The 25,557-nt window shown below is 45.7% G+C and carries 21 protein-coding genes and 3 tRNA genes; 2 read left to right on the top strand and 22 right to left on the bottom strand.

The features are described 5' to 3' along the window. Positions 1-42: 42 nt before the first annotated feature. From bamJ to tsaE, 17 genes are all read right to left on the bottom strand, one after another. Positions 43-663, bottom strand: coding sequence for a BamJ family beta-barrel-assembly machinery protein (gene bamJ, locus BDE27_RS13365; protein WP_099132654.1), 621 nt, complete (start codon positions 661-663; stop codon positions 43-45). A gap of 214 nt (positions 664-877) precedes the next feature. After that, positions 878-1,330 carry a 50S ribosomal protein L9 gene (gene rplI, locus BDE27_RS13360; RefSeq protein WP_099132655.1) on the bottom strand — a complete coding sequence of 151 codons (453 nt, stop codon included), beginning with the start codon at positions 1,328-1,330 and terminating at the stop codon, positions 878-880. A gap of 38 nt (positions 1,331-1,368) precedes the next feature. After that, positions 1,369-1,596, bottom strand: coding sequence for a 30S ribosomal protein S18 (gene rpsR / locus BDE27_RS13355; protein WP_000135199.1), 228 nt, complete (start codon positions 1,594-1,596; stop codon positions 1,369-1,371). A 4-nt stretch (positions 1,597-1,600) separates the two neighbouring features. After that, complete coding sequence (gene priB / locus BDE27_RS13350) at positions 1,601-1,918, bottom strand: primosomal replication protein N (RefSeq protein ID WP_074021066.1); 318 nt, start codon at positions 1,916-1,918, stop codon at positions 1,601-1,603. Between the two features lie 5 nt (positions 1,919-1,923). Beyond that, entirely contained in the window at positions 1,924-2,322 is a 399-nt protein-coding gene (rpsF, locus tag BDE27_RS13345; RefSeq protein ID WP_099132656.1) for a 30S ribosomal protein S6, read from the bottom strand. 134 nt (positions 2,323-2,456) lie between these two features. Next, a complete protein-coding gene (gene rlmB, locus BDE27_RS13340) occupies positions 2,457-3,194 on the bottom strand; it encodes a 23S rRNA (guanosine(2251)-2'-O)-methyltransferase RlmB (protein ID WP_099132657.1) in 738 nt (245 codons plus the stop codon). A 117-nt stretch (positions 3,195-3,311) separates the two neighbouring features. Next, positions 3,312-5,747 (bottom strand): ribonuclease R, encoded by a 2,436-nt coding sequence (rnr, locus tag BDE27_RS13335; RefSeq protein ID WP_099132658.1) that lies wholly within the window; start codon positions 5,745-5,747, stop codon positions 3,312-3,314. A gap of 44 nt (positions 5,748-5,791) precedes the next feature. Continuing rightward, positions 5,792-6,211, bottom strand: coding sequence for a nitric oxide-sensing transcriptional repressor NsrR (nsrR, locus tag BDE27_RS13330; protein ID WP_099132659.1), 420 nt, complete (start codon positions 6,209-6,211; stop codon positions 5,792-5,794). Positions 6,212-6,388: 177 nt separating this feature from the next. Then, positions 6,389-7,687 (bottom strand): adenylosuccinate synthase, encoded by a 1,299-nt coding sequence (locus BDE27_RS13325; protein WP_099132660.1) that lies wholly within the window; start codon positions 7,685-7,687, stop codon positions 6,389-6,391. A 192-nt stretch (positions 7,688-7,879) separates the two neighbouring features. Next, complete coding sequence (gene hflC / locus BDE27_RS13320) at positions 7,880-8,869, bottom strand: protease modulator HflC (RefSeq protein ID WP_099132661.1); 990 nt, start codon at positions 8,867-8,869, stop codon at positions 7,880-7,882. A 2-nt stretch (positions 8,870-8,871) separates the two neighbouring features. Next, positions 8,872-10,083, bottom strand: coding sequence for an FtsH protease activity modulator HflK (gene hflK, locus BDE27_RS13315; RefSeq protein WP_099132662.1), 1,212 nt, complete (start codon positions 10,081-10,083; stop codon positions 8,872-8,874). Positions 10,084-10,403: 320 nt separating this feature from the next. After that, positions 10,404-11,684 (bottom strand): ribosome rescue GTPase HflX, encoded by a 1,281-nt coding sequence (gene hflX, locus BDE27_RS13310; protein ID WP_099132663.1) that lies wholly within the window; start codon positions 11,682-11,684, stop codon positions 10,404-10,406. A 95-nt stretch (positions 11,685-11,779) separates the two neighbouring features. Then, the gene (gene hfq, locus BDE27_RS13305) at positions 11,780-12,082 is read right to left on the bottom strand and encodes an RNA chaperone Hfq (RefSeq protein ID WP_099132664.1); all 303 of its coding nucleotides are present in this window, start codon (positions 12,080-12,082) and stop codon (positions 11,780-11,782) included. 107 nt (positions 12,083-12,189) lie between these two features. Continuing rightward, positions 12,190-13,131, bottom strand: coding sequence for a tRNA (adenosine(37)-N6)-dimethylallyltransferase MiaA (gene miaA, locus BDE27_RS13300; RefSeq protein WP_099132665.1), 942 nt, complete (start codon positions 13,129-13,131; stop codon positions 12,190-12,192). Further along, complete coding sequence (gene mutL, locus BDE27_RS13295; protein WP_099132666.1) at positions 13,124-14,989, bottom strand: DNA mismatch repair endonuclease MutL; 1,866 nt, start codon at positions 14,987-14,989, stop codon at positions 13,124-13,126. Before mutL ends, miaA begins: the two co-directional genes overlap by 8 nt. Positions 14,990-15,049: 60 nt before the next feature. Further along, positions 15,050-16,381 carry an N-acetylmuramoyl-L-alanine amidase AmiB gene (gene amiB / locus BDE27_RS13290; protein WP_244208790.1) on the bottom strand — a complete coding sequence of 444 codons (1,332 nt, stop codon included), beginning with the start codon at positions 16,379-16,381 and terminating at the stop codon, positions 15,050-15,052. A gap of 14 nt (positions 16,382-16,395) precedes the next feature. After that, positions 16,396-16,860, bottom strand: coding sequence for a tRNA (adenosine(37)-N6)-threonylcarbamoyltransferase complex ATPase subunit type 1 TsaE (gene tsaE, locus BDE27_RS13285; RefSeq protein ID WP_099132668.1), 465 nt, complete (start codon positions 16,858-16,860; stop codon positions 16,396-16,398). Between the two features lie 206 nt (positions 16,861-17,066). Between tsaE and queG the strand changes: the two genes are divergently transcribed. Further along, the gene (queG, locus tag BDE27_RS13280) at positions 17,067-18,224 is read left to right on the top strand and encodes a tRNA epoxyqueuosine(34) reductase QueG (RefSeq protein WP_099132669.1); all 1,158 of its coding nucleotides are present in this window, start codon (positions 17,067-17,069) and stop codon (positions 18,222-18,224) included. Between the two features lie 543 nt (positions 18,225-18,767). On the opposite strand, the gene BDE27_RS13275 is transcribed toward queG, so the two are convergent. Continuing rightward, positions 18,768-20,201, bottom strand: coding sequence for a 4-hydroxyphenylacetate 3-hydroxylase family protein (locus tag BDE27_RS13275; protein WP_099132670.1), 1,434 nt, complete (start codon positions 20,199-20,201; stop codon positions 18,768-18,770). A gap of 428 nt (positions 20,202-20,629) precedes the next feature. Beyond that, a tRNA-Gly gene (locus BDE27_RS13270) sits at positions 20,630-20,705 on the bottom strand. Positions 20,706-21,088: 383 nt separating this feature from the next. On the opposite strand from BDE27_RS13270, the gene BDE27_RS13265 reads away from it, so the two are divergent. Next, complete coding sequence (locus BDE27_RS13265; RefSeq protein ID WP_099132671.1) at positions 21,089-24,451, top strand: indolepyruvate ferredoxin oxidoreductase family protein; 3,363 nt, start codon at positions 21,089-21,091, stop codon at positions 24,449-24,451. 99 nt (positions 24,452-24,550) lie between these two features. Here BDE27_RS13265 and BDE27_RS13260 read toward each other — a convergent pair. From BDE27_RS13260 to orn, 3 genes are all read right to left on the bottom strand, one after another. Beyond that, positions 24,551-24,626: transfer RNA gene (locus tag BDE27_RS13260), tRNA-Gly, on the bottom strand. 53 nt (positions 24,627-24,679) lie between these two features. After that, positions 24,680-24,755: transfer RNA gene (locus BDE27_RS13255), tRNA-Gly, on the bottom strand. A gap of 217 nt (positions 24,756-24,972) precedes the next feature. Next, positions 24,973-25,518 carry an oligoribonuclease gene (gene orn, locus BDE27_RS13245; protein ID WP_099132672.1) on the bottom strand — a complete coding sequence of 182 codons (546 nt, stop codon included), beginning with the start codon at positions 25,516-25,518 and terminating at the stop codon, positions 24,973-24,975. Between the last annotated feature and the right edge of the window lie 39 nt (positions 25,519-25,557).

The following is a 25,557-nucleotide window of genomic DNA, read 5'->3' as shown; positions in this document are numbered from 1 at the left end:
ACCGATTTTGGGTAATAGCCGGCTAACCGGCTATTCAATAAGTTACAGAATTTCCAATAATTCCACTTCGAAGATCAGCGTGCTATAGGGAGGAATGGATGCACCTGCCCCACGCTCACCATAAGCCAGATTGTGCGGAATATAAAGTTCCCATTTGGCACCGACTGGCATTAAGGTCAACGCTTCAATCCACCCTGGGATCACGCCGCTAACAGGGAATTCTGCTGGTGTACCACGCTGTACTGAACTATCAAATACGGTGCCATCGATCAGGCGGCCCGTGTAGTGAACACGAACACGGTCAGTACGGGCAGGGATAGCACCATCACCTTGTGTCAGGACAGAAAATTGCAGACCAGACTCCGTGCTGCTTACACCTTCACGATGAATATTTTCTGCCAGGAATTTTTTGCCTTCTTCTGCCATCTCCTGCTGACGTTCACGACGAACGCTATCAGCACGTTCATGTATCTCACGTAGCGCACGATGCAGTTCTTCTACCGGAATAGCAGGAGAACGGCTTTCCAACGCATCACACAGTCCTGCCAACAGAGCTTCTGGTTCTAACCCTTGTAAACCAGATTCCTGTAATTGTTGCCCAACCTGCAAACCAATACCGTAACTTGCCCGCGCTTCAATAGACTCAAAAGAAGGTTTTGTCATGAAAGTACCTGTTATTAAATGAGTGAAAGCTCAAGCATAACAGCACTGTCTGGATGGGTAAACGCGTTAAAGTGGGTAATAATAATGTAAGGCACCAATTCTTGCAGTATAACTGCTACCAGGCCTTATGTTTGGGGCATATTTTTGCGACACAAAACAAAAAACGCCGGCAATGCCAGCGTTTTTCGTCACATGTTCTTCAGCTAATCAGCGATTAAGCTTCTGGAACGATGTTAACGTTCAACTGTGCGAATACATCGCTGTGTACCTGGAAGTGAACTTCATGTTCACCAACAGTACGCAGAACGCCGTTAGACAGGCGAACTTCGCTCTTAGATACTTCAACGCCAGCCGCAGTCACTGCATCAGCGATATCACGAGTACCGATAGAACCGAACAGTTTACCTTCGTCACCCGCTTTAGAAGCGATAGTGACAGAACCCAGTGCGTTGATTTTCTCTGCACGAGCTTGTGCTGCTGCCAGAACGTCAGCCAGTTTAGCTTCCAGTTCAGCACGACGAGCTTCGAAGAATTCGATGTTTTTCTTAGTTGCAGGAACAGCTTTGCCCTGTGGTACTAAGAAGTTACGGGCATAACCCGCTTTAACGTTAACTTGGTCACCCAGGCTACCCAGGTTCGCTACTTTATCAAGCAGAATAATTTGCATTACCTTATCCTCTCAAAGTCGTTAATGGACTGAGCCTATTACTGATGGCGATCAGTGTAAGGCAACAGAGACAGGTAGCGCGCACGCTTGATAGCACGAGCGAGCTGACGCTGGTATTTTGCACGAGTGCCAGTAATACGGCTTGGTACAATTTTACCGCTTTCGGTAATGTAGTTTTTCAGCGTAGCAATATCTTTATAATCGATCTCTTGTACGCCTTCCGCGGTGAAGCGGCAGAACTTGCGACGACGGAAATAACGTGCCATTTGGCTAGTCTCCAGAATCTATCAATTCAATCTGCTCGGCATGTAGAACCAGTTTGCTAAGACCATTACGCCCATAATGGGAATTAATGAATCCTGAAACCGTTATTCGACTGCCGACCGTTATACTGTGAGTATATTCCTGTAACAACTGTCCGCTGGCAATAACGGGCATTCTGCACCATGATTGCCTGCTGAACCCGGCTTCCTGCTGCTGTGAACGATGTTCAAGCACAAACTGACAATGTGGAATACCAGATGGACTGACTCTTCGTATCGGTGCCTTGCACACTGTGCCAGAAAGCACCAAACGATTGGTTGTCACGGTAATTACTCTTCAGAATCCCCAGCTTCATCAGCATCATCAGCCAGGTCTTCTTCCAAGACCAGATCACGGCTGCGACGTTCGTCTTTAGCCTTAACCATTGGTGATGCTTCAGTTACTGCGTGCTTAACGCGCATAACCATGCTGCGGATAACGGCGTCGTTGAAGCGGAAGTTAGTTTCCAGCTCATCAATCGCTTCTTGTGGCGCTTCAACGTTCATCAGAACGTAGTGAGCCTTGTGCAGTTTGTTGATTGGGTAAGCCAGTTGACGACGACCCCAGTCTTCCAGACGGTGAATCTGACCTTGCGCGTTAGCGATAGTCGCACTGTAACGCTCGATCATGCCCGGAACCTGTTCGCTTTGGTCAGGATGGACCATAAAAACGATTTCGTAATGACGCATTAGATTGCTCCTTACGGATTATTCAGCCTCCTGTCAGGGTCAGCCGTGGCCCATGGAGGCAAGGAACGTGTTTAGTACGGCTGAAAAATCGAAGCGTCACTATACCCGTACAATACAAAAAACTCAATAAAGAATTACCGGACGCTTCTCTGGCGTACGATTTCAAACAAGCATACCCCTGTTGCAACCGATACGTTCAAAGAAGAGACTGAACCCGCCATGGGAATACTGATCAATTCATCACAATGTTCGCGAGTCAATCGACGCATACCTTCTCCTTCCGCTCCCATCACCAGAGCCATCGGACCAATCAACTTGCTTTCGTATACAGAATGTGTGGCTTCACCTGCGGTTCCGACAATCCAGATATTGTGTTCTTGCAATAAACGCAGTGTCCGGGCAAGGTTAGTAACACGGATCAGCGGTACACTTTCTGCCGCCCCACAAGCCACTTTTTTGGCGGTAGCGTTCAATTGTGCTGAGCGATCACGAGGAACAATAATTGCGTCAACTCCCGCCGCATCCGCTGTACGCAAACAAGCCCCCAGGTTATGTGGATCGGTGACGCCATCCAATACCAGCAGGAATGGACGCTCCAGCCGAGATAACAAATCCGGCAGATCATTTTCCTGATATTGGCGTCCTGGCTTGACGCGGGCAATGATCCCTTGATGGACGGCACCTTCTGTTTGGGCATCCAACCATTGGCGGTTGGCAATTTGTACCGCAATACCGATACCTTCCAACTCCTGCAATAATGGGGTTAAACGGCGATCTTCACGCCCTTTCAGCACATAAACTTCCATGAAACGTTGTGGATCGCGCTCCAGCAAAGCTTTAACGGCATGGATACCGTAGATAATTTCACTCATGACTGACTGATACCTGACTCACTGATATCTTTAAGATATCAAAAATAGTGGGCGGCAAAATCCGCCCTGTTTGATGATTGTATAGATTAATCTTTGCTGGCTAGTTTTTACTAGCGATTAGCTGGCGCTTTTTTTCGCGCGCTTCGCTTTCAGTTTTGCCGCAATTTTTTTAGTCTTGCTTGACGGTTTTTTCTTATTGCTTGACTTAGGCTTTTCCGTACTTTTCTTTTTACGAAAGGCGCTATCTGGCTCAAAATTGGCCGATTTTTTATGATCACGGCCTTTTTTACCATTTTTACGCTCTGGCGTACCTTTTTTCGCCTTATCTCGTTCCGTCTTCCCCTGATTACGCGCTTTGCGAGTTGTGGAAAGTAAGGTGAAATCAATATTGCGTTCATCCATATGAACCGCTTCCACGCGGATCTCTACTTCATCACCGAGGCGATAAGTTGTTCCAGAAGACTCACCAATCAAACGCTGGCCGACGTTATCATATTGATAATAATCGTTATCCAACGTCGAAACATGTACCAAGCCGTCAATAAACAGATCATTCAAACGGACAAAGAAACCGAAGCCTGTCACGCTGGTAATCAGTCCAGTGAAAACATTTCCCACCTGATCTTGCATGAAATCACATTTCAGCCAGTCTGCCACATCCCTTGTCGCTTCGTCAGCACGGCGTTCGCTCATGGAACAGTGATCACCCAGTTGCAGCATCTGCTCCATATCGTTGTGCCAACCCCCTGTTGGCGTCCCACGATGTTCAACAGCACCCTTTTCTTGTTCTTGTGCCAATAAGTACTTAATCGCACGATGCAGAGCCAGATCAGGGTAGCGACGGATTGGCGAAGTAAAATGAGAATAAGAGCGCAATGCCAGACCAAAGTGCCCCCGATTCTCCGGCTCATAGATCGCCTGCTTCATAGAGCGCAACAGCATCGTTTGCAGTAACTCGCGATCTGGTCGATCAGCGACTTGTTTCATCAATTGCGCATAATCTTTCGGTTCAGGCGTCAAGCCACCCAACAAGCTCAATCCCAATTCATTGAAGACTGAACGTAGATTCAGGATACTCTCTTCTTTTGGTCGATCATGGATGCGGTATAACGCGGGTTCATGGTGTTTTTCAACAAAGCGAGCAGCGGCAATATTTGCCAAGATCATACACTCTTCGATAAGTTTATGCGCATCGTTGCGTACAACGGGTTCTATACGCTCAATGCGACGCTCTGCATTAAAGATAAACTTGGCTTCTTCCGATTCAAACGAAATAGCGCCACGCTGTTCACGCGCATGTTCCAATGCCTGATAAAGCTCATGCAGGTGCTCAATATGTTGCACCAGCGGCTTGTAGTGCTCACGCAACTCTTGATCGCCCTGCAAAATCTTCCAGACTTTGGTATAGGTCAAACGAGCGTGTGAATTCATCACTGCTTCATAAAACTTATAGGAAGAGAGCTTGCCCTGGGCGGAAACGGTCATTTCACACACCATACATAGGCGATCAACTTCTGGATTGAGGGAGCACAATCCGTTAGACAGTACTTCCGGCAGCATAGGTACAACCTGGGATGGGAAATAAACCGAGTTTCCACGGCTGCGTGCTTCTATATCCAAAGCGGTTTGCGGGCGAACATAGTAGCTGACATCAGCAATCGCTACCCACAATCGCCAACCGCCACCCCGTTTTCTTTCGCAATACACCGCATCATCAAAGTCTCGTGCATCTTCGCCATCAATCGTCACCAATGGCAACGCTCGTAAATCTACCCGATCTTGCGTGGCCGATTCCGGTACATGTTCGTCCAAACCTGCGATCTGTTTTTCTACCATTGGCGGCCAGCTGTGTGGAATTTCATGGGTACGCAGCGCCATCTCAACCGCCATATTTGTTCCCATGGTCTCACCCAGCACTTCAACAATTTTACCGATGGCTTTAGTCCGGCGAGTCGGGCGATTTGTCAATTCAACCACCACGACGTTACCCATTCTTGCGCCGCAAGTTGCTTCTTTTGGGATCAATATATCGAAACAGAGACGGCTATCATCAGGGACGACAAATCCCATGCCCGCATCCATAAAATACCGGCCAACAATCTGGCTACTCTTTGGCTCTAAAACCCGCACGATACGCACTTCAATGCGGCCTCTTCTGTCTGGTCGTAAAGGCTGTGCCAGAACCACATCACCATGGATCGCCATTTTCATCTGATCGGCTGGCAGGAAATAATCTTCTTTGTGGCCTTCCACACGCAGAAAACCATAGCCATCACGGTGTCCAATCACCGTACCTTTCAATAAATCCAGCCGCTCTGGCAACGCATAACATTGCCGGCGGGTAAAAACCAACTGTCCATCACGTTCCATTGCCCGCAAACGGCGGCGCAGTGCTTCCAGAGCTTCTGGAGTGGTTAACTGAAGTTCCTGTGCTAATTCCTGACGGCTTACCGGAGTGGCATGTTTAGAAATGATATCCAAGATGTATTCACGGCTTGGGATAGGAGATTCGTATTTTGCAGCCTCTCGTTCCTGAAAAGGATCTTTTGACATCGTCATTCCTCTATTGTCATCAGCAAGCTGTTTATCCCCTTGCTTCACTTAACTAAAAGTAATTGATAAAGGGGACGATTGTCTTTGACCATATCGGCCACAGTATGTTTATCCAACTCTTCCAAAAAATTTTCTACCGCTTGATTCAAGACTGACTTTAAGCGACATGCAGGCGTGATTTGACAGGCACTACAATCAACCAATGACAGAGGCTCCAATGAGCGAACTACATCACCAATTCTGATCTCGCTAGCAGGTTTCCCTAAACTGATGCCGCCATTTTTTCCCCTGACAGCATTCACCAATCCTAAGTGACTCAGTTGGTTGATGATCTTTACCATATGGTTACGTGAGACACCATAAACTTCAGTGACTTCTGTAATATTCGTCATTTGGCCTGCTGGTAAAGAGGCCATATAAATCAAGGCACGTAATCCATAATCGGTAAAACTGGTTAACTGCACACTCACCTCTGGGAGACTGAATATCACGGAGCTTATTTGGCACCAAAAAATGTATGTTTATTGGTTTTCGTTAGTTGATCATCATTATGTGGGTATTTTAAAAATTAAGCAAAACGGGAGAAAACAAAAACCGGGCAATAAGCCCGGTTATGTGCGCCGAAAAGATCGATCTATCGATTAAGCATCAAAGGGATCACGCAGGATCATGGTTTCTGCACGATCTGGACCTGTAGAAATAATATCAACAGGAATGCCTGTCAGCTCTTCTACACGCTTGATGTAGTTAAGTGCCGCTTGTGGCAATTGGCTGTGATCTTTCACGCCAAAAGTGCTTTCATCCCAGCCGGGCAGGATTTCATAGACTGCTTCAAGACCTTCCCAGTTTTCTGCGGCCAATGGCGTCGTGTCAATGACAGTGCCATCAGGCAGGCGATAACCAACGCAGATTTTCACTTCTTTCAAGCCATCCAGCACATCCAATTTAGTCATGCAGAAGCCAGACAGGGAGTTGATTTGGATCGCGCGGCGAATAGCAACGATATCCAACCAGCCAGTACGACGGCTACGACCTGTAGTCGCACCAAATTCCTGACCTTTCTGACGCAGGTATTCACCTGTTTCATCAAACAGTTCAGTTGGGAATGGGCCTGCCCCTACACGGGTAGAGTAAGCCTTGATGATACCCAGGACATAGTCAACATAGCGTGGACCCAGGCCAGAACCCGTTGCAACGCCACCCGCAGTAGTGTTGGAAGAAGTCACATAAGGATAGGTACCGTGGTCGATATCCAGCAGAGTACCCTGCGCCCCTTCGAACATGACCAATTCACCCTTCTGAGTTGCTTTATACAGCAGGTCAGAAACGTCAACTACCATGCCAGTCAGGATATCGGCAACAGCCAAAATGTCATCTAAGGTTTTCTGGTAATCAACAGCAGGTTCGTTGTAGTAGTTAACTAATTGGAAGTTGTGGTAATCGATGATTTCTTTCAGTTTGACAGCGAAATTTTCTTTATCAAACAGATCGCCAACACGCAGACCACGACGTGCGACTTTATCTTCATATGCAGGGCCGATACCACGGCCTGTTGTACCAATCGCCTTGGCACCACGCGCTTTTTCGCGGGCGTTATCCAATGCAACATGATAAGGCAGGATCAGCGGACAAGCTTCAGAAATAAGCAGGCGCTCACGTACAGGAATCCCACGTGATTCAAGCTCTTTCATCTCTTTCATCAAAGCATCTGGTGCTAAAACGACCCCATTTGCGATAATGCTAATGACATTTTCACGTAAGATCCCGGATGGGATTAAGTGGAGAACGGTTTTTTCACCGTTGATGACTAGTGTATGGCCCGCGTTATGGCCCCCTTGATAACGAACTACGTATTTAGCCCGTTCAGTCAGCAAGTCGACGATTTTACCCTTGCCCTCGTCACCCCATTGGGTGCCCAATACGACAACGTTCTTACCCATTTCAAAAGTTCACTCGGTTGCTTAAAAATGGATTCTACCATCTCATTTAGCACCTTTCAGTATTTTTTATTACTTCTTGTTATTTCGTTTAGTTATATAAATGGACTGATAAATAAACCATTGGTAATGATAGCGGTATATAAAAAAGCCACTGTCATTTTTTACAGTGGCTTACCGTGGGTTAACAGGATTTTACTTCGCAGGTGCTTTCATATAACGGAAGAAGTCAGTATCTGGACTGAGTACCATTACATCATTACCGTTATTCTTGAAGCTCTTCTCGTAAGCACGCAAGCTACGGATAAATGCATAGAACTCAGGATCTTGGTTGAATGCATCCGCAAATAGTTTAGTGGCTTCCGCATCACCTTCACCATGTAATACCAATGCTTCGCTCTGTGCTTCTGCCCTGATTTCAGTTGCTGTTTTATCAGCAGCAGCCCGGATCTTTTCCGCTTCTTCCGAACCTTCTGAACGCAGGAGACGCGCTTCGGCTTCACGGTCAGCACGCATACGCTGGTAAATAGCCTCTGAAATTTCCTGTGGCAAGTTGATCTGTTTGATACGAACGTCAACAACTTCAATACCTAAGGCAGCCATGCTGTTTGGATTAACGGCTGGTTGCTTGCCTTTTGTCTCTTTTTCTACCAAGGCCGCAGCAGATGCAATCGCACTATCGACATCTGTTTCATCATCTTCTTCGTGGGTTCCCCGATTCAGGGCATCACGCACATCGGTAGTCAAACGACCACGGGAATCAGTCACAATACCGCGTACATCAAGGCGACCAATTTCAGAACGCAAACGGTCACTGAATTTACGTCTCAGCATCATTTCAGCTCGGTTGATATCACCGTTACTTGTTGCCAGATAGTAACGACTGAAGTCATTAATACGCCACTTCAAGTAAGAGTCAACAATCAAGTCTTTATTTTCACGCGTCAAGAAACGGTCAGCCGTGATATCCAGAGTTTGGATACGGGCATCAAGGGTTTTAACTGTTTCTACAAACGGAATTTTGAAATGCAGACCCGGCTCATAAATGATCGGTTTATTCTCTGCATCACGTACAACCTTACTAAAACGCAACACAATGCCACGTTCGCCTTCTTTGACAGTAAAGATTGATGAATAGAGAACAACCAATACCGCAATAATCGCAACAATAAATGAATTACGCATGATTATGGTCTCCCCATTCTGACCGTATCACCGCGCAGGTTATCGCTACCACCATAAGTGTTAGATTCCCGTTGTGGCGTAGATTGATTCTGACGAATAATCTTCTGTACTGCTGTATTACTGGACGTATTTTGCTGAACTTGTGCCTGATCTTTAACCGCTTGATCTAACGGCAATAGCAGCATGTTATTACTCTTCTCGTTTGCAATGATTTTACGTGTATTGCTCAACACACGTTCCATCGTCTCGATATACAGACGTTCGCGAGTAATTTCTGGAGCTGCCTTATATTCAGGCAAGATTTTGGCAAAACTCGCCACTTCACCCTTAGCATTCAATACTGCGCTAACTTTATAGGCTTTAGCATCTTCGATAATACGTTGTGCTTCACCTTTCGCTTTAGGTAATACTTCGTTCTCGTAAGCTCTGGCTTCACGAATGGTTTGCTGCTTCTGCTCACGCGCTGCGATCACATCATCGAATGCAGCCTTAACTTCTTCAGGTGGACGAGCAGCCTGGAAGTTTACATCGACCACAGTAATACCCATATTGTATGGACGGATAGTCTCTTCCAGTACCTTCTGAGTATCGTTACGGACAATAGTACGCCCTTCCGTCAGATTGGTTTCCATCGAATATTTGCCAACAACACCGCGCACGGCACTGTCTGTAGCCTGGCGCAAACTATCATCAGGATTGGTAACACTGAAAAGATAAGCTGCTGGATCGGTAACACGGTATTGAACGTTCATTTCAGCCAATACCACGTTTTCATCTGAAGTCAGCATGGCCCCCGTCGTTGCCAAATCGCGAACAGATTCAACGTTAACCGCCCTGACATGATCAATGAACGTCATTTTCCAATTCAAACCAGGCTGTACAACATGATTAAACTTGCCAAATCGAGTTACTACGCCACGTTCTGTTTCTTTAATCGTATAGAAACCACTTACAACCCAAACAGCAATTGCAGCAGCAACGGCAAGACCAATAAGACGCCCGCCAAATTTAGGGTTCTGCCCAGAACCATTTCCACCTTTGTTTCCACCGAGACCACCGAGTTTTTGACTCAGTTTACGGAACAGATCGTCGAGATCAGTTGCCCCACGGTTACGACCACCTTTATTGTTGCCGCCGGAGTTGCCGCCATTATTATTGCTGCTTCCCCACGGGTCGCGGTCCTGTCCGTTATTACCGGGCTGATTCCACGCCATGTTTTAGCTCCACTTTCTAGTTTTTACTGGTTTTTCAGAGGTGACTGCTCTCCACCCAGATGGGTGAGGCTTCCCACTTCACAGGCCGTTGCCTGTCCTTGACAGGTTTGACAGCGGCCTCCGTGGGCAGAAACGACGAACTTCATCGTTTTGTAAGCAACCAATATTATTGGGTGATAACTTTTGACAGTGCTGACCTGTCACTGCAATTCTGGCACAGTCATTTCATCACCGCCATTTCATCTCTGCTACTCCATGACTATAAGCACCTTGAAATGACGGATAAAATGATACCTTGTTTGTTGTCTTGCGCCAATCAATCAGACAACATAGTCGGGTAATTTTGGTTCTTGTTTACACAAACGACGCCAATCGACCATTGGCATCCTGACTTCAACACCAACCTGACCATTTTCTTCCATCCATTCATCTTCAATGGCCTGAAGCTGATAAAAACGGCTACGCAGACGCCCTGCTTCAGGCGGAAGGTGCAATTTATAATGCGCTATTTCACCTGAAAGGCACTCGGTCAATGCCTGCAATAATAAAGGAATACCTGCGCCAGTTTGTGCAGATAACCAAACTCTGACCGGCCGATTTTCTTCATCACGATCAATGCGGGGAATAAAATCTTCCAACATATCGATTTTATTCATCACCATCAGAGAAGGGATCTCATTGGATTCAATCTCTTCAAGAACACTGTCAACAGCGATAATGTTTTCATCGAAGCGAGGGTCAGCCGCATCAACAACATGCAGCAATAATCTCGCTTGCCGAGTTTCCTGCAAAGTCGCCTTGAACGCTGCCACCAAATCATGGGGTAAATGGCGGATAAAACCAACTGTATCAGCCAAAACAACCGTACCAACATCATCCACCTCTATTCGGCGCAGTGTCGGATCCAGGGTGGCAAAAAGCTGGTCAGCCGCATAAACATCGGCAGAAGTTATTTTATTGAATAAACTGGATTTTCCGGCATTGGTGTAACCAACAAAAGAGACCGTTGGGATATCGGCTTTATTACGTGCCTGGCGCCCCTGTTCACGCTGCTTTTCAACTTTGTTAAGGCGTCCCAAAATCTGTTTGATTTTGTCACGCAGCATACGGCGGTCACTTTCCAACTGGGTTTCCCCAGGCCCACGCAACCCGATCCCCCCTTTTTGGCGTTCAAGGTGAGTCCAGCCCCGAACCAGACGGGTGGACAGGTGACGCAATTGTGCCAATTCGACTTGCAACTTGCCTTCGTGTGTCCTTGCCCGTTGGGCAAAAATATCCAGAATCACCCCCGTGCGATCAACGACACGGCATTGGCACAAGCGTTCAAGATTACGTTCCTGCGCAGGACTGAGGGCATGGTTAAACAACACCACATCTGCACCGCTGTTCTTGACAGCTTCAGCAATTTCCTCTGCCTTGCCCTCTCCGACAAAATATTTCGGATGAGGTGCCTTCCGGCTTCCCGTTACAATCTGCACAGGAGAAACACCAGCGGAAGTCACCAATGACTCGAATTCACTGAGATTTTCCGTATCTTTTTCCTGTGAGAAGAAAACATGCACCAGAACGGCTAACTCTCCGCCTTCATAACGATCAAACAATGGTGCAACCCCTCAGGCTGAGTAAAAATCCGATAAGAAAAAACATAGGTAAAGTCTCCCTACCTATGTTTTTATTTTCAGACACGGCTGCTGATTTATTCAGCGCCATCGCCTTCCTGTTGTACTGCCGGGTTAGTGCCAGCATGATAATTTCCAACGCCAGTCGGCACATTCTGGTTGTTACCATGATGAGACACAGGACGGGAAGGCACAACAGTAGAGATGGCATGTTTATAAACCATCTGGCTAACCGTGTTCTTCAGTAAAATGACAAATTGGTCAAAAGATTCAATCTGCCCCTGCAATTTGATGCCGTTTACCAAATAAATAGAAACCGGGACCCTTTCACGTCGTAAAGCGTTCAGGAATGGATCTTGCAAAGATTGCCCCTTAGCCATTCTATATTTTCCTTATTTTGTTGTTTTTAACTAAGAACCGATTGGTTCGAAAAGTAACTACTCAAAAATGATACTTGGTACTGATCAATTGTACACAATCAATGAATTTATGTACTAATAACCTGCATGACTGTGTTTAGATTTTGTTTAGGTTGATCGCTATCCAACCAGGTCACATTGTCCCAACTTCTGAGCCACGTAATCTGACGCTTCGCCAATTGGCGTGTCGCACAGATACCGCGATAAACCATCTCATCATGAGAGATTTCGCCCGCGAGGTGAGACCACATCTGACGATAACCAACACAACGAATGGAGGGTAAATCGGTATGCAAATCACTACGAGCATAAAGTGCTTTTACCTCATCTTCAAACCCTGATTTGATCATTTGTTCAAAACGGGCTGCGATACGCTGATGCAAAATTTCACGGCTTGCTGGCGCGATCGCAAATTGATGAACTCGATAAGGCAATATTTCTCCAGACGTTTCAGTCAACTCAGTTAGAGTTTTACCCGAAATTCGAAAAACTTCCAGTGCACGAGTAAGACGTTGTGGATCATTAGGATGAATCCTTGCCGCAGAAACGGGATCAATTTCCTGTAATTGTCGATGTAACGCGTCCCATCCCAGCTCTGCTGCCTGTTGTTCAATCTGCGCCCTAACCTCGGGATCTGCGGAAGGTAAAGGCGATAATCCTTCCAACAAGGCTTTGAAATATAGCATGGTTCCACCAACCAGGAGGGGTATTCTCCCAGCCGCCGTGATTTCTGCCATTTCTTGCAATGCATCACGGCGAAAATCGGCAGCAGAATAGACTGCCGCAGGGTCAAGAATATCGATCAAACGATGAGGTGCCAGTGCCTGCTCTTCTGCGGAAGGTTTTGCTGTCCCAATATCCATTCCACGATAAATCAACGCAGAATCGACACTGATTAATTCAATCGGAAGAAGCTGACGCAAAGCGATCGATAACGCCGTTTTCCCTGAAGCCGTCGGCCCCATGATAAAAATGGCTGTCGGCAGATGTTGAGTTTTTAAATCACTCATGATTAAGGAATGCCACCACTGCTTGTAAATCAATTAACTGTAATAACCCATCCGGCGGCGATCCCACCAGTTGAGGGCAAAGGCGTTCGACATCAGCCAAACGCTGGACGGCTTGCGCGATGTTCCACGTTTCATGCTCGCTATCCACGTGACGGGAAAGCCAACTGGCAACCTGCTCAACAGAAGCGGCTGACTGTTCCCCAAGATAGCCCAACAGTTCCGGCAAGAGTTTCGGCAGGTTCTGTTGACGCAGAGGCAACGATACCGCATGAATGGTTACTTTTCCATGTGCGACTGTCGATTCAATGCCAAAAGTCTTTAATAAGTCACTATTCTGCTTTAAGACACTCATTTCTGACTGATTGAGAGCAAGTTTCAGCGGGATCAATAATGGCTGGGATTTAAGCCCCTGTTCTCCGGGGGTCAATTGCGCCTGTTTCAGCCAGCGTTCAGCGACTGGCAGGGAAAGCAACCCTATTCCCGATGGGGATTCGATCAAAGCATAACAACCTGCATAGATACACAATACTTTTCCAAAGCTATGTTTCCCCTGTCCCGATGGCACAGGAGTAGCAGAAACCGATACACCTTCCCGCGCACCCCGCTCTGGAAATAACGGGCGTTTTTCTTCTGGGGAGAATTGCATCATTTTTTGGTACAACTCCCCCTGTTTTTTCTGGTAGCTTTCCCCATGATGTATTTGTTGCGTACCACGATCATGATGCTCATGACGTCGTGAAGAGGCCTCATCCGCTTGTTCAACACGCTTGCGGGTAAAATGGTTTTCTCCCGCAGAAAGGCGATTCTCCGGCACCCAGCTTGTAGCACTCTCCTGACAACCAAGCACCAATTCATCTCCCGTGCCGCGTTGTTTCAATACCGCAGCTACACCCTGGTAAATAAAATCATGTACCAGGCGAGCCTGATGGAAACGCACTTCATGTTTGGCTGGATGTACATTGACATCCACCTGGCGCGGATCGATTTCGAGATACAAAACATAAGCGGGTTGCTGCTCCCCCTTAATCAAATCCTGATAAGCTTGACGAATCGCATGATTAATCAGGCGATCCCGCATCATGCGCCCATTGACATAGCAATATTGGATCTCGCTCACTGCCGTATTCACCGGATCTACAACCCAGCCCTTAATAGACAAAGAATCATGCTGCCATGACAACGCCAGCACCTGTTGCACAAAAGCGGTTCCACAAATGGCTGCCAGACGCCGTTCATGCTGAGATTCATCTTTAGCAGGACGATACTGGCGCACCAATTTCCCATTGTGATTCAGGTTAATGGCGACATCCAACCGCGCCAAAGCTATTCGACGCACGACTTCATCAATATGGCCAAATTCCGTTTTTTCTGTTCTCAGGAATTTCCGGCGGGCAGGCGTGTTATAAAACAGATCCAACACTTCAACCGTTGTTCCCACAGGATGAGCGGCAGGTTTTACCGTGACGTCCATATCACGGCCTTCGGCATAAGATTGCCACGCTTCCGCCTGACTTTCAGGGCGGGAAGTTAATGTCAGCCTTGAAACAGAACTGATACTCGCTAAAGCTTCCCCACGGAAGCCCATACTGACAATCGCTTCCAAATCATCCAATGACGCAATTTTACTGGTTGCATGGCGCGCTAGTGCCAGCGTCAAATCCTGCTTGCTGATCCCACCGCCATTATCACGAATTCGGATCAGCTTTGCGCCACCCCGTTCAATATCAATATCAATACGGGTTGCACCGGCATCAAGGCTATTTTCCACCAACTCTTTCACTACAGAAGAAGGGCGTTCAACCACTTCACCGGCAGCAATCTGGTTTGCCAATTGTGGGGGTAATATCTTGATAGCCATAATTTGACCTTAATTACAATTCAGAGCCTATCAAACCTATTCTGATAAGCGTATATTTGGTTACTTTGGCGCAGACTGCAATGGATTAGCCAGAAAATAGTGACGTAATCCCGAATGAATAGCCTGTGCCAGTTTTTCCTGATACTGATTGGAGCCTAATAACCCTTCTTCAGACACGTTACTGATAAAACCTGTCTCCACTAAAATGGACGGAATATCTGGCGAGCGCAAAACCCCAAGGCTTGCATGTTCTGGTGTACGTTTATGCAGGGAACCAATTCTGGATAGCTGGCGCAATACCTGCATGGCAACGTCATAACCAACCCGCTGTGAATGCCCAAATTGCAAATCCAATACGGCCTTACTCAGATAAGGATCAGTACCATTGGCGAGAGCATCTCCCGCACCTCCCAGTAATTCCGATTGCTTTTCATGCTGTTCCAGCCAATTCCCCAATTCACTGTTTGCACGGCGATTGGAGAGCACCCAGACAGAAGCACCTCTGGCACTGCGATTGGGAGCTGCATCGGCATGAATTGATACCAATATATTGGCTTTATGTTTACGGGCGACTTCAGAACGCCCTGCTACAGAGATAAAATAATCACCATTTCGCGTCAACACAGGCGTGAACATGGGATCATTGCGTAAAAGGGCTGCCAATTTACGGGCAACATTAATTGTGACATTCTTTTCTTTCAGCCCCCGTTGCCCAATCGCCCCAGGATCTTGTCCTCCATGCCCCGCATCAATAGCAACGACAATCGGGCGGGACACTCTTCCTTGCGTAGATTGGGCAGCCTGTTTCTTCACACCTTGCTCACGGTGATTCGATACAGGCTGAGTTTCTTTTCCCGTAAGTTGACCACTATTTGTAAGTAATCGCTTACTTTCATTTTGTGAGGCATGGTTAGTCGATACTGATGAGTTGTTCACTACTCCATTGGTTTTCAGTGTCATCATCACTTGCGATTTATTGCCGACATTTTTCACCGTAGACGTTTTCACCGTAGATGTAACTGTGGCTTTATCTGCCAACTCCAACACCACCCGCTGGTGATGTGTATCAGGTGGCTGGCTGGAACGTATCAGTTTTACCAGATTCTGGCCAGATAAACGCATCGGTAACCCAATAATTTTACTGGGTTGATGAATATCCACCACCAACCGCTCAGGAGAATGCAAAGGAAAAAATCGATAATCAGGATGTCCACCAATGAATTCCAATGTTACAACGGCTTCAGATGGACCATTCTTCACATGAATATTCGACAGCGTAGCCGCCGATGCGGCCGTCATAACTAACTGGCTCAACATGAAAAACAAGGCACAGGCCATCACCCAATAGGCACGCCATTTTTTTATCACATCCACGAAAAAGGCATTCTTCATGATCGGGTATTCCTTCATAAGGACTTCAAATTATCCAACAGACTTTCACCATATTCAGATAACGCAACAAAACGTGCCTGGCGCCCTTCACTGTCATAATTCAGGTACAACTCAATATCTGCATCAGGCAAAACGCCAGCGCCCTGCTGGGGCCACTCCACCAGACAAATAGAATCCTGATGGAAATAATCCCGGATCCCCATAAACTCCAGCTCTTCGGGATCAGCCAGACGGTAAAGATCGAAATGATAGACAGGCCGTGGTTGTAAAGCATAAGGCTCGACTAACGTATAAGTCGGACTTTTCACATGCCCCTGATGGCCAAGAGCTTGCAGAAAACCACGGCTGAATGTGGTTTTTCCCGCACCAAGATCGCCATATAGATAAATAACATAGCCGCGATCGCCAACTGCCGCCACTGCATTACCCAATGCAACTGTGGCATTTTCATTTGGAAGTGATAAAACGAGTTCTTTCATTGAAAAATATCTGTTTTGATTTATTGAATTAGAAACTAATCAGGTAGACATATCAGTTAAATAGCTTAACCAGTAACCATAACATAATTCAGACATTATCATTTACTATCTTCTGTGCTACCGTAACAGCTATATGCCGCATTTTTGTATTCAATGCCCTCTGTGTTAAACTAATCCCTCTCTATTCAGCAGTAATTTGATATTTCATGGCAACCCCTCTCGATCTGCATCTTCTGGCAACCAACATCAAACAATGGGGCCTTTCCCTTGGCTTCCAGCAAATCGGCATCTGTGACACCGATTTATCGGCAGAAGAATCGAGGCTACAGGAATGGCTTGATAAGCAATATCATGGCGAAATGGACTGGATGGCTCGTCACAGCATGATGCGCGCCCGTCCCCATGAGCTTCTGCCAGGGACTTTACGGGTTATCAGTGTACGCATGAATTATCTGCCTGCTAAAGCAGCGTTTGCCAGTACGCTTAACAATCCGCAAATGGGTTATATTAGCCGCTATTCGTTGGGCCGAGATTATCATAAACTGCTGCGTCAGCGTCTCAAAAAACTGGGCGATAAGATCCAAGAATATTGCAGCGCTCATGAATATCAGGGAACTTTGAATTTTCGTCCTTTTGTCGATTCTGCCCCAATTATGGAACGCCCACTGGCAGAAAAAGCGGGGCTTGGCTGGGTTGGTAAACACTCACTTATATTAAATCGGGAATCTGGTTCCTGGTTTTTCCTCGGTGAATTGCTAATTAACCTTCCCCTGCCCATTGATGCTCCGCAAGAGGAACAATGTGGACGCTGCGTGGCCTGCATGACAACTTGTCCAACGGGTGCCATTGTTGAGCCTTACACCATCGATGCCAGACGCTGCATCTCTTACCTGACCATTGAATTGGAAGGTGTCATTCCAGAAGAATTTCGCACACTCATGGGCAACCGGATTTATGGCTGCGATGATTGCCAGCTTATTTGCCCCTGGAATCGTTTTTCTCAATTAACAGATGAAGCTGACTTTAGCCCACGTGCCGCACTGCATACCCCTGACCTACTAGCGTTATTTAATTGGAGTGAGGAAAAGTTTCTGCGTATCACGGAAGGCTCGCCAATTCGCCGTATTGGGTATTTGCGCTGGTTACGCAACATTTCCGTCGCTTTGGGCAATGCACCCTATCAAGAGGACGTCGTATTAGCGTTGGAAAAACGGTTCGGCTTAAGTGAAGTTTTGGATGAACATATCCACTGGGCGATAACCCAACAAATGGCCCGCCGGAATGCCAATGCCATCGAAGTTCAAACCTCACAACAAAAACGATTGATAAGAGCAATAACCAAAGGCCTACCCAGGGATGCCTAATAATTAATCAGCCGAATTTCTGGTAAAAAAAGCCTTTCATTTCCTTGTGAATAAAATGAAAATACTTTTCTGATCAACTAACAAACAAAAAATAAATATTGATCATGTTATTTTTAAATTAGGTTAATTACTTTAATTAATCAATAAGTTAAGTTTGAACTGCTGTGATGAATGGTAATTCAAAAAAACCAAACACAAAGAAGCCTCCTGTGGATAACTCTGTGTAACAAGTAGAGCATCATCAGGTGACTTAATAAGGCGATAATGTTAAAAACTGTGGATAAAAAATCAGAATTGAATTCTAGTAGCAAACACCAGAAATCAGCAACGAAGTAATAGCTCACTCACTCATTCTAGACGCTAGTGGAGAAATTTTCCTCTGCCTCTTCAAAAATGAGGCGGCATTATGGACCCGTTGGAACAGGATAGCAAGCGCTTTATCGACAATTTATTTTGGGTGGGGCTTGCAATAAGTGCCAACGTTTCACGCAGGCACTTATTCTTTACTAACTATCCCTTACCACTACATCTCCATACCCCAAATTAAAGCATTCTTATCTTCTCCACCAATGCTCTGGACGCTTCCCAATCGTACTGCGTGTAAAGACGCCCTAACGTCTGATAAGGGGCGCCTGCATAAAACAACTCATATTGGAGATGCCTTGAAGCAAACTCTGACCCAACCGCATCCCACACCAACTTCATCAACCTGACCCTTTCGACAGGAGAAGCAATTGACGAATATTGGGTTTTCTCAATAATGCCTAAAATCTCACTATCTTCGAAATCTGCCTCGCTTGATGGCAACATTAAAATACCACCACCAGCCAATTTCCTTATCGTTTCTAATACATTGGGATAGATTGACTGTGAGATAACTCGATACGTATAAAGCAGCGTTTTATCCGGCACATAAAACCCGTTATAAACTTTCGGGCAATGGAGTACGCTATTAAACAACCCCTCAACATTCATTGCATAACAGGCTAACTGTGCAAGTGACTCCTTCACTGCGGGGATCTGCTCAACACCGTTTGTTTCAGCCATAGCCTGAGCTAATCCGGCCAAAAAATGTAACTTCACAGCATAACGAGCCAGGCTTTGGGTATCCATCATAACTTCTGTTGCCGTTGAATCTAACTGAGAGAGACACATCTCAATGTCTTCGAAGACAAATACCCTTTCCCAAGGCACCAGCACATCATCAAAATAGATCATTGAATCATTTTCATCGAACCGAGACGATAGTGGATAATCTTTGGGATTCGCCCCTAATTCGTAAGATTTTCTTGAAATGATTTTGATGCCTTTGGTATTAAGCGGCATAGCGAAAGAGAGTGCATATCGCTCATCAACTCCCTGTTTAAGGGGATAATGTGTCCCAACCAAAACTTCATCTGCCAAAGCGGCTCCTGTTGCCAACATTTTCGCCCCTCTGACAATAATTCCCTTAGCATTCTTTTCCACTACACCAAGAGTATGGTAAATATTCTTAGTATGTTCACCAGGTGTTTTTGAACGGTCGCCTTGTGGGTTAATCAGCGCATAAGTCAAATAAAGATCTTTCTCACTCACATAGGAAAAATAATTTCGCAAAGCATCGGCCCGTTCTTGTGAATAAGATTCAAATAACTCAATATGCGTTATCATTCCTGTAAGAGCTGACGCAACATAATCAGGACTTCTTCCGAACCAGCCAACCGTCTGCTTAGCCCACTCATATGCAGCATGACCACGAGCAATTAATTTCTCCGGTGTAGACGGTAATTGCCAATATAAGCCAATCTGCTCACCTGCTTCTGTCTTAAAAGTCATACTGTCGGCATGTTCAACTTTATAATCATATAAGTTCGCAACCGACCTAATGGCATTCTTAAACGCTGGATGATCCACATGATTTGCGATCTTCTCCCCATTAATAAAAATAGTTCGACCATCACGCAAATCATCAAGATATCTTTCTCCAGTTCTTATCATCTCTTCTATACTCCTATCGCTAGCTACGATTTTTTAAAGGTCAAGAAAAGGGGGCTTTTAATCAGCACCAGCGATTAATACACGAAGATAATTGCCCCTATTTAGGACGAGCATAACGACAATACAGATGTTAATATCGCAAAAGGCGAGAATCTATGAATGTCACTAATACCGACTGCAATCATTCTACAGACGCAAGATCTCAATAGTGATCATGAGGGATATTACCTTTCCAGTGCTAACAAAAAATTTTACTTTTCAATGCACTGAAATATATTCCGGTGAATTAGTCAGAAAAGCGATATCAAATTCCAGCGCTATCGTGATAATGAATAATAGATAGATTAACTTAATCAACATTAAATAGATAAAATACAATTACAAACGCAAATATTTTTATGGAAAGAAGATAACAAAATGGAGGAAATTGGAGCGGGAAACGAGACTCGAACTCGCGACCCCAACCTTGGCAAGGTTGTGCTCTACCAACTGAGCTATTCCCGCGTCGCTGACAGCTAATATTATTAGCTTAAGATGCCTGAATGCTGATCTTGAAGCCTGTTAACCTTATGAGTTATAGGCCATTCTTAGATCCTGCATGTCAGGAATGGACGCCATTATGAACATGTTAAGATAGAATGGCAAGTCCTTTGCATTTACTCCCATGCTAAACGCTCAAAAGACACTCATTCCTGCCTGACATAAAAAATTCATACCATTCCCTCAACAGTTATCTGGAATACCAAACAGCATGGAGTTAACATTAAATAAACAATTAACCAACATCTAATAAGATTTATGCTTGTACTAACGATTTTGTGGAAATAGATTAACAACAATTTTCGTTGTTAATTAGATAATTATTCTCTTAAGAGAGGGTCAGGAACATGGCTCGATATTATCAATCTAAATTTGTCACGGGCACTGAGGCGCTGCTTGACCTTCTACTCGCTCAAGCTGAGTTGGATGAAATCCACAATCTCAACACTGCAGGGTTCGTTTCAGGGTATCGTGGCTCTCCTTTAGCCCGCTTAGATCAAATATTATGGCAACACAGTAAAGAACTTATCCAAGCCAACATTCGCTTTCAACCTGCCGTCAATGAAGATCTCGCAGCCGATGCACTGATAGGAACACAAAAAGTCGAAACAGATCCGGACAGACAGGTTAACGGCGTTTTTGGTATGTGGTACGGCAAAGGGCCAGGTGTCGATCGTTCCGGTGATGCACTTAAACATGGCAATGCCTACGGCTCCTCTCCGCACGGTGGTGTGCTGGTTATCGTCGGAGACGATCACGGTTGTGTCTCTTCTTCCATGTCCCATCAATCTGATCTTGCGATGATGGCATGGAGTATGCCTGTTTTGCACCCGGCATCAGTTGCCGATTATCTCGATGTTGGTTTATGGGGCTGGGCAGCATCACGTGTTAGCGGTACATGGTTTGGCTTTAAAGCAATCAGTGAAGTCGTGGAAAGCGGTGCCATCAGAGAAAGCAAACCATTCCCTGATTATAAATTTCCCCAAGTTGATCCTGGCCCCGATGGGCTGCATTGGCGCTGGCCTGATCTCCCTGGCCCACAAATTGAAAAGCGATTGGCCTATAAACTAAAAGCCGTCGAAGAGTTCGCTAAACTTAACCCCATTGATTACCTGCTCGCCCCCTGCGAACATCCACACGCTTTATTGGTAACAGTTGGTAAGGCCCATAAGGATGTTATGGAAGCCCTCCGTGTCGGGGGCCTCACGCCTTCTGAACTGGCCCAACAAGGCATCGCTTTTCTCCATGTCCGTTTAGTTTATCCTTTATCACCGCTTCTCAGTGAGCTGGCTACCCAAGTCAGTCATATTTTTGTTATTGAAGAAAAAACCACTATCGTTGAGATGCTGCTGGCTCATCAATTAGTTAAATTACAGAAAATGACCAATCTGATAGGTAAGCATAACCATCTTGGTCAGAAATTGTTACCTGCTGACGTTGAACTACGCCCTTCACGGGTTGCTGCCCCACTTTCTGGATGGTTACAACAATTCAACTTATTTCTTCCCGTGCCACCAGAATGGTCAACGACTACCATTCAGCACGATGTAACTTTACCCAAACGTACACCTTATTTCTGCGCCGGATGCCCCCATAGCACTTCAACTCGCTTACCAGATGGTAGCCAAGCTCAGCCTGGTATTGGATGCCATGTTATGGCTACGTGGATGGATCGCAACACCGGAAACGGCCTCTTGCCAATGGGGGGTGAAGGTGTCGACTGGATAGGACATGCCCCGTTTGTCAATCGCTCCCATGTCTTTCAAAATCTGGGAGATGGCACCTATTTCCATTCTGGTCACTTAGCCATTCGCCAATCAGTCGCCGCAGGAAGCCACATTACTTACAAATTGCTGTTCAATGATGCTGTGGCGATGACAGGCGGGCAACCGCTGGATGGGAATATCACCCTATCGCAAATTGTTTCTTTGATGATTGCTGAAGGTGTGAAAGAAGTGGTTGTCGTGACGGATGACATGGATAAATATAAAAACCGCCTTCCTGCCAATGTGAAGCTCTATGAACGAGATTATCTGGAAGATGTACAGAAGCGTCTTCGAGATATCGTTGGCGTAACGGTACTTATCTACGATCAAGCCTGTGCCACAGAACTACGTCGTAAAAGAAAACGTGGTTTAGCGCCAAAAGTGACGCGGCGCGCCGTCATCAATGAATTGGTCTGTGAGGGATGTGGTGACTGTCAAATACAATCAAATTGCCTTGCCGTAATTCCAGTCAAAACACCTTTAGGCACTAAACGCAAGATAGACCAACACGTTTGCAATTCAGATCTGTCCTGCCTGAAAGGATTCTGCCCCAGCTTTATCACTGTCGAAAATGCCAACCCACGTGCAGACTTCAGTAAGATCATCACACAGACTGAGTTAGATAAAATTATCCACAAACTACCTCAGCCAACACTGGCTTCTGCCGAAACACCTTATGAAATCCTGTTAGTCGGTATCGGCGGTACAGGTATCGTCACCGCAGGACATCTACTTGCAAATGCCGCACAATTAGATAACTGTTTTGTCAGTCTGCTCAATTTTACCGGATTTGCGCAAAAAGGAGGGGAAGCCATAACCCATGTTCGGTTATGCCATAACAAGGATAAACTGCATCAAGTCAGGATTGATCGCGGACGCGCTAATTTGGTTATCGCCGCCGATTTGGTGGCTACAACAGGGCAAAATGCACTGGAAGTGATGTCAAGGGGATCAACAAAATGCATACTGAACACCCATGAAACCCAAGTCGGCACTATGCTTCGCTCCCCTATGTTGGATTTGGATCACCCCAAAATGCTTGATACCCTGAATCAACATACACAAACATTACTCTCTATCGATGCAGAAATAATGGCTGCTCATCTAGTCGGTGACAGAGACCAAACAAATATCATATTAATGGGTTATGCCTGGCAGCTCGGCAAGCTCCCAATCACATTATCTGCCGTCAACAATGCGATGCAAGAACTGGGAGCCTCAGCAGATAATGCCCGACGAGCTTTCTATGTAGGCCGCATTGCGGCGGCACAACCCGATATTCTGCAAAAACACCTCAATATTCCTTCGCAAGAAAATATAAAAAGTCTGGACGATCTCATTATGCATAGGTATCAATTTCTGGTTGATTATCAAAATGAAAGATATGCGATGCGTTATCTCAGCCGTATTGCCCAGGTTCAAATGGTGGCTCAGCAGATCGATGCAGAAGAAATTACTCAATCCGTTGCTGAAAACTTATTCAAGCTAATGGCGTATAAAGATGAATATGAAGTCGCCCGACTCTACGTTAAAACCGGTTTTTTCGATAAGCTCCGCTCGCAATTTGACAATACAGATACTATTCGCTTTCACCTTAGCCTTCCTCTCTTCAGTCGCAAAGATCCCCGTACAGGCCAACGAGGAAAAAAGGAATATGGTTCGTGGATTGTTCCTGTATTCCGCTTTCTTGCCGCATGTAAATCGCTGCGTGGCACTGTTTTTGATATTTTTGGCTATCAGGAAGAGCGTAAACAGGAAAGAAATTTGCTGCTTGAGTATGAACGATTAATTGATTTTTTAATCGAAAAAATGGAACGCAATAATTTGGCAACTTGCCTGCAAATTGCTGAGCTACCTAATCAGGTACGGGGTTTTGGTCATGTGAAGCAGAAAGCGATGAAACGCATGTTGGAAAGCAAAGAAGAATTGTTGAAATCGTTATAAAAATAAGTTGATAATCTATTATTTTATAATGAAAAAAGGGCCATAAGGCTCTTTTTCTCTATGACTTGCAGACTTCTATCACATCTACAGTCCTGAATTTGGAGCGGGAAACGAGACTCGAACTCGCGACCCCAACCTTGGCAAGGTTGTGCTCTACCAACTGAGCTATTCCCGCATCTTGTACGGCTTGTATTAAGCCCGACGTGTCTACCCGAATAAACTTTAATTTGGAGCGGGAAACGAGACTCGAACTCGCGACCCCAACCTTGGCAAGGTTGTGCTCTACCAACTGAGCTATTCCCGCATATATTCTGGTATGTCGTACTGTTGAAATTCTTCATCGGTACGGGGAGCGCATTATACGAGAAATTATTCCTCTGACAAGTCCCACAACCCAAAAAATTGTATTTTTCCTCCGATTGATGATTAAACCAGCAAATAATCCGCTTAACCATCAATACAGAGATTAATTTACGTACAAATCTTGTACCAAATACCGCTCTTTATTTTGGAATAATGTGTTACTTCTGGATAAAGTGCTCACGGTAATACACCAATTCAGCAATGGATTCCCGAATATCATCCAAGGCCTGATGGGTATTTTTCTTACTGAATCCCGACAACATCTCTGGCTTCCAACGGCGGGCCAATTCTTTAAGCGTACTGACATCCAAATAACGGTAGTGAAAATACTTTTCCAACTCTGGCATATAACGAAACAGGAAACGACGATCCTGCCCCACACTATTGCCACAAATGGGTGATTTTCCTGCTGGCACCCATTGTTCCAGAAAAGCAATGGTTGCTTTTTCAGCTTGCGCATCATCAAACTGGCTCTGCTTTACACGTTCTACCAATCCACTGGCAGTATGCGTCCGTACATTCCAATCATCCATCAATGCCAATTGCTCTTCCGACTGGTGAACCGCAATCACAGGCCCTTCTGCAAGGATATTCAATTCCGAATCAGTGACAATAGTCGCAATTTCAATTATGCGATCACGCTCGGGATCTAAGCCCGTCATCTCTAAATCTATCCAGATAAGATTGTTCTCACTTTTTGACATGATATATCCTAGTTTCCTTCAAAAGAGGTAGTCTGTATC

Origin of the sequence: Xenorhabdus ehlersii (assembly GCF_003610465.1) — a bacterium.
In the GTDB taxonomy this organism is placed as follows: domain Bacteria; phylum Pseudomonadota; class Gammaproteobacteria; order Enterobacterales; family Enterobacteriaceae; genus Xenorhabdus; species Xenorhabdus ehlersii.
This window is presented reverse-complemented; position numbering and strand designations above follow the sequence as displayed.

Coding starts and splice junctions, on each gene's coding strand:
- rnr (WP_099132658.1), bottom strand. CDS start 5,747: ATGTCAAAAGATCCTTTTCAGGAACGAGAGGCTGCAAAATACGAATCT.
- miaA (WP_099132665.1), bottom strand. CDS start 13,131: ATGAGTGATTTAAAAACTCAACATCTGCCGACAGCCATTTTTATCATG.
- amiB (WP_244208790.1), bottom strand. CDS start 16,381: ATGAAGAATGCCTTTTTCGTGGATGTGATAAAAAAATGGCGTGCCTAT.
- queG (WP_099132669.1), top strand. CDS start 17,067: ATGGCAACCCCTCTCGATCTGCATCTTCTGGCAACCAACATCAAACAA.
- hflC (WP_099132661.1), bottom strand. CDS start 8,869: ATGCGTAATTCATTTATTGTTGCGATTATTGCGGTATTGGTTGTTCTC.
- rpsF (WP_099132656.1), bottom strand. CDS start 2,322: ATGCGTCATTACGAAATCGTTTTTATGGTCCATCCTGACCAAAGCGAA.
- BDE27_RS13265 (WP_099132671.1), top strand. CDS start 21,089: ATGGCTCGATATTATCAATCTAAATTTGTCACGGGCACTGAGGCGCTG.
- tsaE (WP_099132668.1), bottom strand. CDS start 16,860: ATGAAAGAACTCGTTTTATCACTTCCAAATGAAAATGCCACAGTTGCA.
- orn (WP_099132672.1), bottom strand. CDS start 25,518: ATGTCAAAAAGTGAGAACAATCTTATCTGGATAGATTTAGAGATGACG.
- rlmB (WP_099132657.1), bottom strand. CDS start 3,194: ATGAGTGAAATTATCTACGGTATCCATGCCGTTAAAGCTTTGCTGGAG.
- hflK (WP_099132662.1), bottom strand. CDS start 10,083: ATGGCGTGGAATCAGCCCGGTAATAACGGACAGGACCGCGACCCGTGG.
- BDE27_RS13325 (WP_099132660.1), bottom strand. CDS start 7,687: ATGGGTAAGAACGTTGTCGTATTGGGCACCCAATGGGGTGACGAGGGC.
- hfq (WP_099132664.1), bottom strand. CDS start 12,082: ATGGCTAAGGGGCAATCTTTGCAAGATCCATTCCTGAACGCTTTACGA.
- rplI (WP_099132655.1), bottom strand. CDS start 1,330: ATGCAAATTATTCTGCTTGATAAAGTAGCGAACCTGGGTAGCCTGGGT.
- mutL (WP_099132666.1), bottom strand. CDS start 14,989: ATGGCTATCAAGATATTACCCCCACAATTGGCAAACCAGATTGCTGCC.
- rpsR (WP_000135199.1), bottom strand. CDS start 1,596: ATGGCACGTTATTTCCGTCGTCGCAAGTTCTGCCGCTTCACCGCGGAA.
- BDE27_RS13275 (WP_099132670.1), bottom strand. CDS start 20,201: ATGATAAGAACTGGAGAAAGATATCTTGATGATTTGCGTGATGGTCGA.
- bamJ (WP_099132654.1), bottom strand. CDS start 663: ATGACAAAACCTTCTTTTGAGTCTATTGAAGCGCGGGCAAGTTACGGT.